General features: G+C 65.6%; 15 protein-coding genes. 4 read left to right on the top strand and 11 right to left on the bottom strand.

Annotation, left to right across the window (positions count from 1 at the left end):
* Positions 1 to 257: 257 nt before the first annotated feature.
* On the bottom strand, positions 258 to 1,625 hold the full coding sequence (locus DR843_RS08860; protein ID WP_109685077.1) for an RNA-guided endonuclease InsQ/TnpB family protein: 1,368 nt from the start codon (positions 1,623 to 1,625) through the stop codon (positions 258 to 260).
* A gap of 683 nt (positions 1,626 to 2,308) precedes the next feature.
* Here DR843_RS08860 and DR843_RS08865 point away from each other — a divergent pair.
* The 4 genes from DR843_RS08865 (at position 2,309) to DR843_RS08875 (ending at position 5,529) form a co-directional block, all read left to right on the top strand.
* Positions 2,309 to 3,607: a hypothetical protein gene (locus tag DR843_RS08865; RefSeq protein WP_109685079.1), complete on the top strand. Its 1,299-nt coding sequence runs from the start codon at positions 2,309 to 2,311 to the stop codon at positions 3,605 to 3,607.
* 124 nt (positions 3,608 to 3,731) lie between these two features.
* Complete coding sequence (locus DR843_RS08870; protein ID WP_109685081.1) at positions 3,732 to 4,541, top strand: hypothetical protein; 810 nt, start codon at positions 3,732 to 3,734, stop codon at positions 4,539 to 4,541.
* Positions 4,542 to 4,652: 111 nt separating this feature from the next.
* Positions 4,653 to 5,114 (top strand): hypothetical protein, encoded by a 462-nt coding sequence (locus DR843_RS19785; protein ID WP_146202527.1) that lies wholly within the window; start codon positions 4,653 to 4,655, stop codon positions 5,112 to 5,114.
* Positions 5,104 to 5,529, top strand: a complete 426-nt coding sequence (locus DR843_RS08875) for a hypothetical protein (protein ID WP_146202528.1) — start codon at positions 5,104 to 5,106, stop codon at positions 5,527 to 5,529. Before DR843_RS19785 ends, DR843_RS08875 begins: the two co-directional genes overlap by 11 nt.
* Before the next feature lie 7 nt (positions 5,530 to 5,536).
* Here the strand turns inward: DR843_RS08875 and DR843_RS08880 are convergent, their stop codons facing one another.
* The 10 genes from DR843_RS08880 to DR843_RS08925 form a co-directional block, all read right to left on the bottom strand.
* Entirely contained in the window at positions 5,537 to 6,574 is a 1,038-nt protein-coding gene (locus DR843_RS08880; protein ID WP_109685085.1) for an ImmA/IrrE family metallo-endopeptidase, read from the bottom strand.
* Positions 6,575 to 6,601: 27 nt separating this feature from the next.
* Positions 6,602 to 7,480: a hypothetical protein gene (locus tag DR843_RS08885; RefSeq protein WP_109685087.1), complete on the bottom strand. Its 879-nt coding sequence runs from the start codon at positions 7,478 to 7,480 to the stop codon at positions 6,602 to 6,604.
* Positions 7,481 to 7,499: 19 nt separating this feature from the next.
* Complete coding sequence (locus DR843_RS08890; protein ID WP_109685089.1) at positions 7,500 to 8,159, bottom strand: hypothetical protein; 660 nt, start codon at positions 8,157 to 8,159, stop codon at positions 7,500 to 7,502.
* Positions 8,160 to 8,268: 109 nt separating this feature from the next.
* Positions 8,269 to 9,189 carry a hypothetical protein gene (locus DR843_RS08895; RefSeq protein ID WP_109685091.1) on the bottom strand — a complete coding sequence of 307 codons (921 nt, stop codon included), beginning with the start codon at positions 9,187 to 9,189 and terminating at the stop codon, positions 8,269 to 8,271.
* Between the two features lie 118 nt (positions 9,190 to 9,307).
* Entirely contained in the window at positions 9,308 to 10,180 is an 873-nt protein-coding gene (locus DR843_RS08900) for a hypothetical protein (RefSeq protein WP_109685093.1), read from the bottom strand.
* Entirely contained in the window at positions 10,177 to 10,842 is a 666-nt protein-coding gene (locus DR843_RS08905) for a hypothetical protein (protein ID WP_109685095.1), read from the bottom strand. The genes DR843_RS08900 and DR843_RS08905 overlap by 4 nt, the downstream gene beginning before the upstream one ends.
* A 118-nt stretch (positions 10,843 to 10,960) precedes the next feature.
* The gene (locus DR843_RS08910; RefSeq protein WP_109685097.1) at positions 10,961 to 11,794 is read right to left on the bottom strand and encodes a hypothetical protein; all 834 of its coding nucleotides are present in this window, start codon (positions 11,792 to 11,794) and stop codon (positions 10,961 to 10,963) included.
* 33 nt (positions 11,795 to 11,827) lie between these two features.
* Positions 11,828 to 12,784, bottom strand: coding sequence for a hypothetical protein (locus tag DR843_RS08915; protein ID WP_109685099.1), 957 nt, complete (start codon positions 12,782 to 12,784; stop codon positions 11,828 to 11,830).
* A gap of 94 nt (positions 12,785 to 12,878) precedes the next feature.
* Positions 12,879 to 13,973: a hypothetical protein gene (locus DR843_RS08920; RefSeq protein ID WP_109685101.1), complete on the bottom strand. Its 1,095-nt coding sequence runs from the start codon at positions 13,971 to 13,973 to the stop codon at positions 12,879 to 12,881.
* A gap of 18 nt (positions 13,974 to 13,991) precedes the next feature.
* Complete coding sequence (locus tag DR843_RS08925; RefSeq protein ID WP_146202529.1) at positions 13,992 to 14,498, bottom strand: hypothetical protein; 507 nt, start codon at positions 14,496 to 14,498, stop codon at positions 13,992 to 13,994.
* Positions 14,499 to 14,561: the final 63 nt, after the last annotated feature.

Below are 14,561 nucleotides of genomic sequence, written 5' to 3' on the forward strand. Positions count from 1 at the left end.
CACCCCTTCGCCGAATGCAAGGGTGCGGCGACGAATCTGGTTCTACGTCGCCCTCGACGTCCTGTTGGCCGCCCTTGTATTCGCACCATGGCTGGCCGCGGACACCCCGTCGTTACTGTCCGTGATCCTCCTAGGCGTCAACATCGCCATGACCTGCCTCGCTATTTACATCGACCTTCAGCCGCACCGAATCACCTTGGCGTACATCAGTTTTCTGGTTTGACACCTCCCCGCCCTAAAGGGCGGGGATTCCAGACTCAGGCTGCCGGTGCCCGCGCTGCGGCGGGTTCCGGTCTTACGCCCTCAATACCTGCGGGGCGTTGACCAGCCCCGGCAGCCTTGTCCACGGGTGAACCGTGGGTCGTGCTGCCCCGCCCGAAGGCGCGGGCAACCACGACGGCTGCAGCGTTCTTGTCCCGGTCGCTGGCGACACCGCACGAAGTGCAGGTGTAGGTGCGCTGGTCCAGGGGGATGCGGTGCTTGGCTCTCGCGCCACAGTGGAAACAATCCATCGTGGTGAACGCCGGGTTCACCAGTTTCAGATCACGGCCGGCTTTGGCCGCTTGCCAGACCATGGCCGCTTTGGTCGCCCCGCACGCGGCGTCCGCGGCCTTGCGCGCCAGGGACCGGTTCTTGGACATGAACTTGGGTCGGAAGTCTTCGACCGCGACCCGATCATGCTGAGCCACTAGGGCTTTAGCCCATTTGTGGGCGGTGTCGCTGCGCTGGTTCGCGATCTTCTGGTGCGCCTTGGCCGTCAACTTCTTGGCCCGCCGGTAACCCTTGGTTGGCGGGGTGCCCCTGGGGTTGCCGTGCGCTTGGTAGGAGCGTCGGGCCATCATCCGCTGATACCGCGCCAGCTTCTGCGCGGCTGTTTTGCCGTGCCCTGGGTACAGCAAGTCGAAGGTGCCGGACTCGTCCACCTGCGTGACCACACCGGCGTCATCAACATGCGCGGTGACCGTGGTCGCCAGTTGCTTGATGCCCCAGTCGATTCCGACCACCCGACCATCACCCACCGCCGGCAACGTCTCATCCGGTGCCTGCACCACGAACGAGGCGTACCAGTGCCCGACCGCGTCCTGGAACACCGTCACCGAACTCGGCTTGCCCGGCAACGGCCGTAACCACACCACCGGGATCAACACCCCACCCGGTAGCCGCAGGGCATCCCGCCCGGTGGCCGGGTGAGTGGTAAGCCCGAAGTTGTGCCCGGCATACGACAACGTCGCCAACGAGTGGTGCCGGGACTTGAACCGAGGCAACCCAGCCCGCCTCGTGACCCGGACCTTGTTCTTACGGTCCAGCAACGCCTTCGTGCGCGATTTCGCGAACGCGCGGCAGGTCTGCTGCTGCGGATCCTGCGCCGACAGCGCCAACCAGTTGGCCCCCTCGGCATCGACGCCGGGACCAGAAACGTTGTGCCGCAACTGCGTCACAAGCGCCGCCTGATCCTTGTAACCGAACGTCGCCGCCAGATCCCCGGTCGCACGAGCCTGCCGGAACCGGGTCTGCGACGCCTCGACCAACTGGTTCCACACGAACCGGCACGCATCCCACTCCCGCCCCAAGTACGCGCGGGCCTGAGCGCCCGGGCGCAACCGGTAGGTGTAACGAACCTTCACGACTCCACCACATCACCAGGCACCGACAACATCACCCTCATACCCCACACGGTGCGACGGATGATCCGAAGTGTCCGCGTCACGGACGCGATTCACCCCCGCCCTAAAGGACGGGGCACCCTCGCTTCCGCTTGGTGGCTACGCAGGTACTGGCGAGGCGTTGAACGGTAGCTCGGCGTCCACACCCGTCGCACCGTAGCGACATGAACAGTGCGATGCTTCCCGCTAGTGGTGCCCCGAACGGAGCAACCTTCCTCCTAGCATTTGCCGTGGCCGGCGCGTTCATTGGTACGTGTTGGCTGGCGTCCAAGGTTCGATCGGTCTTTTCGCGCAGGGGCGTGTCCAGGTGAACGCTCCAGGCGTCGTCATTGTTGAGCGCGACGGCCGACCGGTGGGCTTCGAGCAGGCACCGACCAGCCCGATCACTGGCTCTGGCCGTTTGTGGGTTGCGGACACGCTCAGCCTCTTGGACGCGCACACTCACCGCGCAGACCGTTGGAAACATGCCCGTTGGCGGGGTTCGAGCCGAGCGGCAGCCGAAGCGGCGCTGTTACGCAACGCCGGCTGACCGCTGCAGGGCGGACGGACGTCGCAGTCGGTTTCGTCTGTTCGCGCGCAACGCGGGCGGGCGAAACTTGTCGACGGACGGCTGCGCCAGCGGACGGACGTCGCACCGTACCAACATGCGCAGTCGCCTCCTGACCACCACCGCGGTTCTGATTGCTTCGGCAACGTTGGTTGCTGGATGCTCCGGCGCACCAGACGCCACGCGCACCGTCACCGCGACGGTCACCCAAACTTCGGGCGCCAACGTGCACGGCTCCATCCAGGTGGCTGCGTGGTCTTCTGAGCCCTACCAGGGATCTTTTGCGGACGCTGGCGCGGGTGGGAAGCTGTCCACGCCGGACGGGTCCTGGTCGTTCTATGCCGACCGCAGCAACGTTTCGAGTTACCTGACAGGCGACACCAAGGCGTACTTCGTCTCCAACGGGACGTACACGGCGGCTGACGCGACGAGCACCCCCTCGACCACGCGCGCCGCACCCAGCCAGTCGGACTTCACGCTGCTACCTATCGGGTGGACGTTCACCGCGCCTGCACCGACCGCCGGCGTCGACGCACCAGCCTCGTCCAGCGCATCCCGCACAAAGATCGCCTTGCTGGCCGGTGGCCGCGCAATATCGTTGGCGGGCAACCTCAACGGCGGCGGCAAAGCGGTAGTAGCGATCCCGGCCAGCGCCGTCTCCAGTGCTGTCGTGCAAGTGACGTACGCGGGCCTGGTCCAGAAATACGATCCGTTCACCGGCCGGCTGCTGACTACAGGTGTTGCGGCTGGCCTTTACGACAACCTGTCGAATGTCGGCACAGGCAGTTGCCCGCCCATCAAGTCCGGGTTCGACTCCAGCACCGGGGTCCAGATCAACGCGACGTGCGGCATCGTGTCGGTCACGCGGTCCGCTTATAACCCGGAAAGCGGCTGGGCCCCAACGGGAACCGTGTGGGTGACGGTTGTCACCATCTTGCCAACCACCACGGCAACGTACCGGCTCAGTGGCGTCGATCCAGCGGTGTACAAGCTCACCCCGAAGGTGACCGCTGCCGGACTGGGCGGCACGAAAGCATGGTCGGCGACCGTCACCGGTCAACAGACAACGCTGGTATTCGCTGCTCCGGCGCGGCACGCTTCGCTCGCCCTGTCGATGCAAGTCACCTACACCGGAACCACGACTGACCCCCGGACCGCCTCTCCAACGATCACAGTCACACCTGCGGCGCCGACCAGCGCCCCGACGCCCTCGACCAGTGCTGCCACTTCCACGACTCCGGAAGCGCCGACCAGCACGGCGACGCCCACCCCTGGGACCACCAGCAGCGCCGTGCCCACGCCGCAAACCTTCACGCTCACACCGGTCATCCCAGGCACAGTCACGATCCCTGTCACGGTCAACACAACCGTCCAGTTCGCCAGTCTCGGCAACTGAGCTCCGCCGCCAACCAATAGGGCATGACCACTGTTGACGACTCAGGACTCCTTCGTCATCACACCTCGCGCATCGAGCTTCGCTCGGCGCACGAGGCAACCCGACCGGGCCGAGAGGAGTCAGCATGAGCACGGTTGATGCGTCGGGTGCGATTCACGGCAGCGACGGCAAGTTCGCGGGGCACATCGCCAGCGAACCAGCCTCGTCGGTTGCCCTGGCCGAGCCACTGGCACCCAATGCGCGCGAAGCCGAAATCAAGACCGTGTTGGAACGGGTCCACACCACCGTTCAGGCGCGCGTCCAGTCGCTGTACGCCGCGCACGAAGCGGCCGGCGGGCGCGTCGACATCGACACGGTCCGAGGTGAGGAGCACGTCCGCTGGACCGACACCGACGGCAACCTGTGGCGACAGACAACGCCGGCCGACCCGGACGCGTTCGATGACTACGACATCGGGCTGCCGGTGGAAACCTTCGACCGGCAACCGACCGCATGGATCATGCGTGACGGCGCTGTCGTCCGGCAGGAGACCGACCCACGCACCGGCGCCCTGATGCCGTTCATCACCAACGCCGCAGAAGGCGGTACGCACACCCGCTACTTGGCGAGCAACGCCGACGAGTTCACCGACTCCGACGGGAAGTTCCACCGCAGCGGCGGAAAGGCTGCGTGGATCAGCGCCGACAGCGTCGAGTGGTACGAACACGGCGTTTCCCACCGCGACCGCAGCGATGGACCCCAACAGATCGACGCCGATGGCCAGTGCAGCTACTACGAGTTGGGCCATTACATTCCAGCCTCGGAGCTCGCCCCCGACCTGCTGGCGCGCCACGGTGTTCGACTGGACCCTCAAGATGGCAACCTGTACGTCGAAGCTGTCGCCGACGACCCCGATTGCGACTTGATGAACATGTACGCCGAGGGGGATCTGTGATGAGCACCGTCGACGCTTCCGGACTCCTCCGGCTCGCTCCGCATCGCCTCCGTCATCACACCTCGCACATCGAGCTCAGCGCGGCGCCCGAGGCAACAAGGGAGGATTCGGATGACTACCGTTGATGCGTCGGGCGCGATTCACGGCAGTGACGGACGGTTCACCGGCCACGTAGGTTTAGAGCCCGACATATCCCTGACTTCGTCCAGTCTGTTTACACCGCAGGCGATTCCGCTGAGCGACCAGGCAGCCTTGGCCGCTCACCGGGCCTACACCAGCGAGGTCGGTGCTGCGCGCAATGCGATCCAAGAACAGATGGACCGCCTGGATGCGCAACTGTTCGTGCGGGAAATGACTGCTGAGTGGGCGGCCGCGGAAATAATCGACCTGAACCTCACCCGGGTCGACACCGCAGCGGTATCGATCACCGACGATGAAGAAGACGGCGAACGCGCGGTCTACGTCGCCCGTCGGCCGCCGAACCGTGCTGAAAGTCTGGGCCAACAGCCGCATACTCAGCGGGTTCTACGAGCGGTTCGCCGTCGACCCAGACGACGGGGACGTGTGGGATGAGGAGTGGGAGCTAGACGTCGCAAAGCTGCGTCGCGAGGGTGCTTTGGAACAGCCCGATGGCGTGTGGCAGGTTGCCGATGCGGCCAACCAGCAGCGACGGACGTTGTCGTTTTCCCGGATGAGAACCGACGTGCGAGACAAGTGCCCGCGTGCCCGGTTCGTGGCGTACTTCAACGATGCTGATGGCCCGGTGCTGGACGGACTGTACGACGCCGATGGGAACCAGGTGTACGGCGACAAAGCCGACCCGAGTTGGCACACCGACTCCTCCGTTCGCGACGACGATTTCGAGAGCGAGACGGCTGGACTGATCCAGGACATGGGAGACATCGCCCGCGACCACTGGCCGGACACGACGCCGGACTGGGCGTCGCGGGACATCAACCTGATCGACCTCGGCGGGGCCGAGTCCTAGCTGCGGACTACTCCCAGCCCGCTTCGTCACGCAGCGCGTTGAACGCCTTACCCGCCTTGTCCAGGGCCTGCGTGACCGCCTTCGGGTCACCCTTGGACCAGCCGGCAACGTAACCCGGGCTGAAACTGTTCGGTTGGGCGGCGTCGATGCCTCGCTCCCGCAGCACCATGTAGCTGAACGACTCCGCCTCAGACTCCATCTGCCCGCGGTGCGAGGCGTAGTCCGGTGCGTCACCGTCACAGTGTCCGCACGCGATGTGCCCTGCTTCGTGCGCCAACGCCTGCGCTTTCTGGGTGTCCGACAACCGCGAGTCGACGACCAGCTTCTTGCTGGTCGGGCTCACGTACGCGAGGGTGCCGGTCAGGTTGACCGGGTCGCAGCCGGCGATCTCCTCCTCGTGGTAGCTGAACCCACGCGAGGCAACGAAGTCCTGCAGTGCCTTGCTGGTGCCTGACTCCACCTCGCCGGTGAACGGCTTCGCAGGGTGCTGGGCGATCGGTTCGCCTTCGGTCTGGCTGGCCTCGAAGACCGCGACCGCGGAGAACCCCGCCGTGATCTGCTTCTTGCGGGTTTTGCCTGGGCGGTGCGGATCCTCCTCGGTGATCCACTTCTTGTTCGGCCCCAGGATGTAGAGAGCCTTCTGACCCTTGGTGACTTCGCGTCCAGCCTTCTCCCACTGGCGGAACCCGCGCGCGTCGATGGTCCCCATCCGGGTGAAGATCTGATCGGGCTCGGTCAACCCTTCGCGTTGCGCGACTTGCAACGCCGCCAGCATCTGGTTGTTGGTCGACCACCGAGACATGCCGTTGGCGCGTCGTGCGTCCAGGTAGGCACCCAGTTGCCCGGACTCGACCAGGTCGCCGACCGCCTTCTCCAGGTCGGCCTTCATCGCCTCGACCCGATCTTTGCCTTTGAGGTCGGCGTACGGGCTGGCAGCAACGACCGGGTGCTCCAAGCTCAGTCCGTCGTCAGGTTCCCCCGCAATGTGCCCAGCGAACTTCCCGTCAGCACCGTGGATTGCGCCTGTGATGTCAACCGTGGTCATGCCTTGTTGGTTGGCGGCGCACTCCCGTCAGCGACGTGAAAGGTCATCCAGATCAATGACCGCTTCGTACAGGCTGTCCCAAGTGTCCGCCATGTCCGGTTCGAGGCTGGCGTCCCGGCCACCGAACTGCGTCCAGGCTGTCGCGAACCCGGTTTCGGCAGCCCCTTGCACCAGGGACTCAGGATGTTCGTTTCCGATCATCCGGCAGGGGTCGAAGTCCACGTCAGCCCCGTCAGAATCCAGCACGGCGTCGATCTGCCAGTAGTCGGAACCGTCCGGGCGGCGGAGAGCAACGAACCTGCCGCTGGGGCACTCGGCCCGAACCATGTCCCGCAGGCTCTCCAGGTCACGCTTTGAGGCGATGTCGGTGCCCGCGTTGGAGGCTCGGTGCACCACGTCGATCGGCCTGCCGGGTGCGTCCAGCTCGCGCCGAAGTTTCTCCAGGTCAATGCGTGCGCTGGCGGCGTCGTGGTTCATCGTGCCGGGCACTGCAAAACGATCCAGGAACGCGCCTACTTCGTCTGCAGGCATCGAAAACTGTTGCGAGATTCGGTCGCCATCCTCTTCTGGTTCGATCCAAACCACCGAGTCGTCACCGTCGAACTCGTATGTCACCTCGGCCTGAGTTGCCTCATCCGGTTGCCCACTGGCCGAGGAAACCTCTGCGCGTTCCAGGGCCAGGTGGCGGCCCGCGAGACGAGCCATCTCCTCGTTGATCTGCTCCCTCATCGCAAGCAGATACGACTCCATTTCGAGGGTCGCCTCACCCGCACGCGAAAGCCGGTCGGTGAGCTGCGCGCCACCAGGGGTCGACAGGCTGACCGTCGAATCCGCCTCTCCTGCAATGTGTCCCGTGAACTTGCCATCGCTTGCGTGGATCGCGCCCGAAGCGTCAACTGTGGTCATCGCGTGACTGTCCCTTCTCTTAGGTCTGAGGTACTTGAGGGTGTGGATTCTTAGAGTCGACCCAGGCGTCGAAAGCATCGAGTTCAGGCTGCTCGACTCGGTGGTTGCGCAGCCAACGAGTGGCGTGTTTGAGCTCGGCTGACAGGACCGGCTTGCCGTCGGCGAAGTCGCGCAGACCGTACGTCGCGTGATACCTCGCGACGTCGGCGGCGTCGGAATCGGTGAACGACTCGCCGCGCGCAGCCTTGCTGGCGGCTTCATTGAAGCGGCGCACCACCTCAGTGCGTTCTGTGGGAACCGGCTGGCCAGCGGGCACGTAGTACGGCTTGCCCGGCTCCCCCTGTGTGTAGATCTCGATCTTCTCTCGACGACCCTCTCGAACCCACCGGAACGACTGGCCAGTGGTCGCGAGTCTGCGGTTCAACTCGTAGGTGGGGTCGTCACTGTTGGCGGTCTTGATCTGTTCAATCTTGGCGCGCAACTGCGCTGTCGACAGGTGAGCGAACTGCTGAGCGATGACGCGGTCGAGGTCGCCCCGCAACGGCCCGTACTGGTCGTGATCCGGCTGCGCCTCTGCCGCCGATGTCAGCATCACAGACGAATCAGACTCTGCCGCAACGTGACCCGCAAACTTGCCGTCGGACCCGTGGACCGCACCCGACGCATCGACCGTGCTCATGCAGACCCCTCCAGGCCAGGTCGGGTTGCCCCGTGCGCCAAGCGCAGCTCGGTGTGCGGGGCGCGGACACGCGTCGCGAGCCGCAGGAATCCGGCGGTAACGACCGTGCTCATGTGGTTTCGCCCCATTCGGCGTCTTCCTCATCGGCCATCCAGGAAGCGCCGGCCATGGCCGCGTCGAGGTCGACGTCGCTGGCTTTCGCCCAGTGATGTAGGTCGGTGAGCATGTCTTTGACGGCCGTTTGCTTGTCGGCCTCCTCGCCGTGGGCGGCCAGGTATCCGCCGACGAACGGGCTGATCCGCCGCACGCTAGTGTCGCGGTTGTACTCCGAGCCGTCCGGCCTGAGCACTCCGTCGATGTTCATCGTCAACAGCCGCACGTCGCCGAAACCGACGCTGGCCTTGAAGTGCGGCGACATGGACGCCTCGGTGTAGACCAGTCCGCCGGACACCCCTTCGATGTCCGAGTATGCGGCGGTGTCCCACAGGTCGTCCTCCAAGACTGTGCCGTCGGCGGCGACCACCTCCCGCGGATGCCACCGGTCGTCGGCGTACTCGTCGCTGTCGCGGAACGTCACCGTGGCAGCGTCCGGGTAGTACGCCCGCACATACTGTGCTGCGGCGATCGCAGACTTCTCATGCTGCTGCCGCTGAACCGCCCAAGCAGCATTGCCCAGGTCGAAAGCCCGCCGGGCACTGGACGCCGCCCGCTGCAGCATCTGCTGATCTGGCTCCGGGTCGGTCACGCCCACCTCTGACAGCGTGGGGTCTTCCGCGGCGCGTCCCAGCACGTCGTCAATGCCCCCTGGGGCGACCGGCGTCGGCTCGATCGAACAGGACAGCATCGTCTTGTCGCCGTACTGCTTGGCCGTCAGGTACACGGTCTCCCCGGAACGCTGCGCCGTCACGTAGCGGCTCCCTGCTGGCGGCCCGACGGGCTGCTCCAGGGTCACGTCCGACTCGGAGCTGACGTGGCCAGCGAACCTGCCGTCGGACCCGTGGATAGCGCCGGAGGCGTCGACCGTGCTCATGCCAGAACCTCCAGGCCCGGTCGGGTTGCCTCGTGCGCCGAGCGAAGCTCGGTGTGCGGGGCGTGGCGACGAAGGCGTCGCGAAGCGAGCCGCAGGAGCCCGGAGGCGTCGACCGTGCTCATCGCAGATACTCCGGGTCGGCGTCGAGGTCGATGACGTTGCACCCGCGCGGCACCCACTCCGCATGGGCGTCGGGCCAGTAATACTCGGCGCGGTCCCCGAGTGCGTTCAGGTCGTCGTTGACGTCCATCTCGAAGTCGTCGTCACGCGCGGCGAAGTCGGTGTGCCAACTGGGGTCGGACTGGTCGCCGTACACCTGGCTGCCGTCGGCGTCGTACACGCCTTCCATCTGCGGCCCGTCGGCGTCATCGAAGTACGCCACGAACCGGCCTGCCGGCACCACGTCCCGGACCTCGTCACGGATCGTGGCGTGCGCCTGCTTCGCGGTCGCACGCTCCGCGGCATCCCTGACTTCCCACAGTCCAGTCGCTGCCGGCTTCCTTGCTTCGGCGCGCAACTTGGTCAGGTCGACCAAGTCGTCTTCGCGGCCGGCCACCCCGAAGCGTTCCTTGAACGCCAACGTCGAGCCGTCCCGCATCGTGCGGTAGATCGGGTGCATGTCGTCGTCGTCCGGGCACAGCGTCAGCACGATCCGGCCGTCCACATCACTGCGGTCGACGAACACGGTCGCGACCTGGGCGTCACGGATGGAGGGAGTGTCGCGCTCCGCCCGAGCCAACTGTGCCGCGAAGTCTTTGACTGCCAGGTCGGCGTCGGCATTGTTGATCTGATCCTCGATCGCGTCGAGTGACCGCGCCAGGGCGAGATTGCGTCGCTCAACCGCTTCGAGGGTCGCGTCGTCGTCCAGTGGGTTGCCCGGGCCGGAGGATCCAGAGGTGAGGCTGACGGAGTCGTCCGCTTCTCCCGCGACGTGACCAGTGAACTTGCCATCGCTTCCGTGGATCGCGCCGCTGGGGTCAATCGTGCTCATGCTGGTTCTCCGTTGCTGCGTCGGGTGGCGAGCTCGCTGCGCAGTTCTCCCGTTCGACGCTGCAACTCGGCGAGATGCGCGTCGATCGCGGAGTCCAGGTCGGCTGCCGCTTCCTGCGGGGTTCGGGGTGGGTAGTCCTGGTCGATCTGGTCGAAGCTCAACGTCACTGACCCGGTGCGGTCAGCGCCTTCGGGGTGGTAGTTGGCCAGGTTCACTCGCGCGTTCCACAGCCGGTCAGTCAGTTCTCCGGCGTCAACCAGATCCAGGTAGGTATTTCCGCCGGCGTCCAGGACCATCGGCTCGCCCGAGCCGTCCAACACGCGGTCGGGAAACCAGTCGCGGCTGTCGTGGTCGTACTCCAAGACGACCGCTGTCGAGCCTGGGTAGCGCGAACTGAGTTCGTGGCGGATCGAGCGAAGGGATGCACCGTGAGCCTCGCGGGTCAGCGCTCCCCGCTCGGGGAAGTCGAAGTGTTGCAGCGCCAGATTGGTGTCCAACACGTCGGCGGCCAGGTTGTCGCCAACTTCCATCTGCTCCGCGTTCTGCGGGACGCCGAGGACCGCAGGCGCCGACGCTAACGTCACGGTCGATTCGGAACTGATGTGGCCGGCGAACTTGCCATCCGCGGCGTGGATCGCGCCCGACGCATCGACCGTGCTCATATCAGAACCTCCAGGTTGCGTCGGGTTGCCTCGTGCACCGAGCGAAGCCCGATGCGCAAGGTGTGATGGCGAAGGCGATGCGGAGCGAGCCGCAGGAATCCAGCGGCGTCGACCGTGGTCATAGCGCTACTCCGGAGATGTTGTCGAGGTCGTACAGGCGGTGGTACTTCCCTCGCGACCAGCGCGGTGCCAGACCAGTGCCGTCGATGTTGCCGTAGCCGGACTCGCCGGGTGTTTGCAGAGCGTCGAAGATCTCCCCGTCACCCGGGTCCTCGAACGGCAGAGTGTTGCCCTGAACATCGGTGACTGCGTCCAGTTCGTAGCTGCCGTCGGAGTCGATCACGCCGACGTAGCGTGCGGTGGGGCACTGCTCGCGGACCCGGTCGCGAACCGTGGTCAGCTCGGCCCGGGCGAGGTCGTCCCGGCTCGACTGCCACCGTGCGGCAGTCAGTGTTCCGACAGCCTGAGACGGCTGCGCTCCGAGCACCCGTTCCATCGGGCTCAACACGCTTCTGCGGATCTTGTCCACGTCGAGCCCGACATCGGTGCCGTCGCCGTATCGCTGCTGGAATGCAACAGCCTGGTCACCGGTCATCGGGTCGCTGCAGGCCAAAAGGTTGTAGTCGCCCTGCGACCAGATGGTCGCTGTCAGGTCGCCGTCGTCTTCGTCGAAGGAGATCTCGGCGAACGCGCCATCCGGCAGCCCACCGTCAGCGACCAGCGCAGCGGCCATCTGCCGGGCCTGCAGTTCAGCGACCTTTTCATCCAGGTCTTGCTGGATCTGGATGATCTGCTCAGCCATGTCCAGATTGGCGGCGTTGATCTGATCCAAGTCGGGACTTGCCTGTGTTACCCCTGCCAATGCCACCGCCGCATCCGCCTCTCCCGCAACGTGACCGGCGAACCTACCGTCGGCGGCGTGAATCGCGCCACTGGAGTCAACAGTGCTCATGCCTTGTTGGTTGGCGGCGGCTTCCGTTTCGGGTCAGACGATGAAACCACGGTTGTACCAACTCAAAAGCCGGTCGCCCTCATCGTGATGGAACCCGTTCAGCCGTAGCGAGCCATCCTCAGCGCGGACCACATTGTGCCGTGCCATCTGGTCTTCGGTTGGCTGAACACCCGCACCAAACTCCACGTAGTCGACCCGACCGTCATAGCCGACGATGGCCGGTCCTTGGTCGGCCTCGCGATGGGTGATGCCTCGGCGTAGGTATTCGATTGTTCGGTCGCCCAGGTACGCCGGACCGTCGGTGCGGTGCGGACGACGTTCCTCATCGACGGACCATTGCGTCCCTGTCAGCGGGTAGAAGCTGGTTATCGTCCCGTCAGGGTCGGTATGGGAGAGCATGCCTTGGTCGCGCAAGGCTGCCTTCACCAGGTTCCCGTCGGGGGTCAAGACGGCGGTCGGCGTGCGGTCGGTGAACTCCACCGGCACGCCCATCTGCCGACACCCGCTGGTGTCGCGCCAAGGTCGGCCGTCGCGAGTCCATCTGACTACTTGCCGGGAACGCTTGTCGGTGATGACCTCGATGCGGCCGCCTGCCGCTTCGTGCGCTTCAACGTCCCTGAGCATGGCTTCCGAAGCCGGTCGCTGTGTCGTGAGGCTCAGCCCCAACCCGAGATTGCCAACCCCGGACCGCACACTGTCCGGCCAGTCTTCGACCGGTGTGTTCGCGATGTCGACGCCGCCCACGATGTGCGGTGGCGTGCCGCCGGTCCGAGGATCCATGCGGGCGTCGCGCAGCACACGCTGTGCTGTACGGCAACGCTGAGTCAGCACCACATGGTCGTGGCTGGTGCCCCCGGGGTCGACCGCCGCATCCGGTTGATCCGGCACGGGCTCGCCCAAGGCCACCGACGAATCCGCCTCTCCCGCAACGTGGCCCGCGAACTTGCCGTCGGACCCGTGGATCGCACCCGACGCATCGACCGTGCACATTCGGACCCCTCCTGGTTGTGTCTGGCCGCACCGTGCGTCGAGCGGAGCCCGGTGTGCCCAGCGAGCCCGAGGAGCCCCGATGCGTCACGAGCCGTCATGCCGGTTCCCCGTCGAATCGGCCCTCGTAGTAGGCGTCCGCCGGGTTGAATCGTGGACCGGCTCCGGGCACAAGCCAGCCGCCAGCCGGGTCAGGTTCGAGTCCGACAGCCCGCGCCCGGCCGGGGAATATTTGGTCGTCCACGTTGCGGCCGTTCTCGATGAAGTGCGCCTTGCCGTCCGATCCGATGACCGCCGGCCCCTGATTGCGGTCGCGATGTGTGATGCCGTGCCGGCGGTACTCGATGCAGCGTTCGTCGATCATTGCTGGACCGTCGTCGCGGTGAACCAGACCGTCTTTGTCGTGGTACGCCTCAGACTGGTCGTCGGGGTCGGCGGACCAGGTGTGGGCGCCGCCGTCCGGTAGTTGCCGCTCGAAATGCAACCGGTAGTCGCCGTCGCCCCATTCGACCCGTTGCGGGCGCAGTAGTTCGCCGTCGGGCAACCGGGTCGCCGAGACGAACCGCTTCTCCACCGCCGGGCCCATGCCGTCATGGACGTCGAAGTCCTGCGTCTCGGTGAACTCGACCGGCGCTCCGTGAGCGTCTTCGTAGCGGAAGCTAGCGGCGTCCCATTCCCGCGCGGCCACGCCCAGCTCGCCGTCGGCGTTCGTCCACGACGTGACCCGCTGCGTGTTGCGCGGGTCAGAACCGAAGTGATCATCGTGGACGCTGACGTTCCCCCCGAACTGTTCGTGCAGTTCCCTTGCCGCCAACGCCTTTTCGCGGCTAGCCGTCAGCGCATCCCGCAGGCTCTCAGGTACCTGGTGGCCCGGGTTTTGCTCGATGTGCTCGGCATACAGAGCAAGGTGGGCTCGGGCGCGCAGCGGCATGTTACCGATGTAGGTGTTGGCGATGTCGACGTCGCCCACCATGACCGGCGGGCAGCCACCGGTGCCGGGGTCGATCGTCACCTGGCGCAGTCGCCGCTGCGTCGCAGCATCTCTGGCGCGGATATCCGGGTCGTTCGGCAGGTCGTCGCCGGTGGCGCCCGGCTGGGCTAGTTCGAGTCCGTCGTCCGGTTCACCGGCAATGTGGCCGGCAAACCGTCCGTCGTTGCCGTGAATCGCGCCTGATGCGTCAACTGTGGTCACGCCATGTTGGTTGGCGGCTCAGCCCGCTTTGCGCCGGGACGGCTGCGCGCGGGCCCCTCTCTTGGCGGCTTGGCGCCTTGCTCGATGCTTGCCCGCCTCGTGGTCGATCTGGCGGAATGTGACGTCGCCGGAACGAAGCACCTTCACTGCACCGCTGCTACGGCACCGTCGGCAGTGCCATGGTGCGTTGACGTCGGCGAAGCTGTACTGCATACAGACCGAACACAATGCGATCACTGCCTTGGCTTCATCAAGTGCTGCATGAAACGCAATTCGTCCTCGCTCCCCCGGGCGCGCGACCACGACGAACCGCCAAGGGAAAGACGGACCGAACCCGCACGCGCAATCGTCATGCAGTCCGGACACCTCAACCGGTTGGCCGTGTTCACAGCCGGGTGCGTGCATGGTCGCAGTAGCCAGTTCCCCCGGTTTCCAGAGCCGTTCGTTGTGGGGTCCCTTCACTTCGACGAAAGTGCTCAGCCGCGGCAGATACATGTCACAGCGGTAGTAGGTGCCACTGGGCATGACGACCCCCTCTGGTTCGTACTGCCACACCATCCGCAGCGCATCAAGGTTGACCGCCCAGTC

Origin of the sequence: Branchiibius hedensis (genome assembly GCF_900108585.1) — a bacterium.
In the GTDB taxonomy this organism is placed as follows: domain Bacteria; phylum Actinomycetota; class Actinomycetes; order Actinomycetales; family Dermatophilaceae; genus Branchiibius; species Branchiibius hedensis.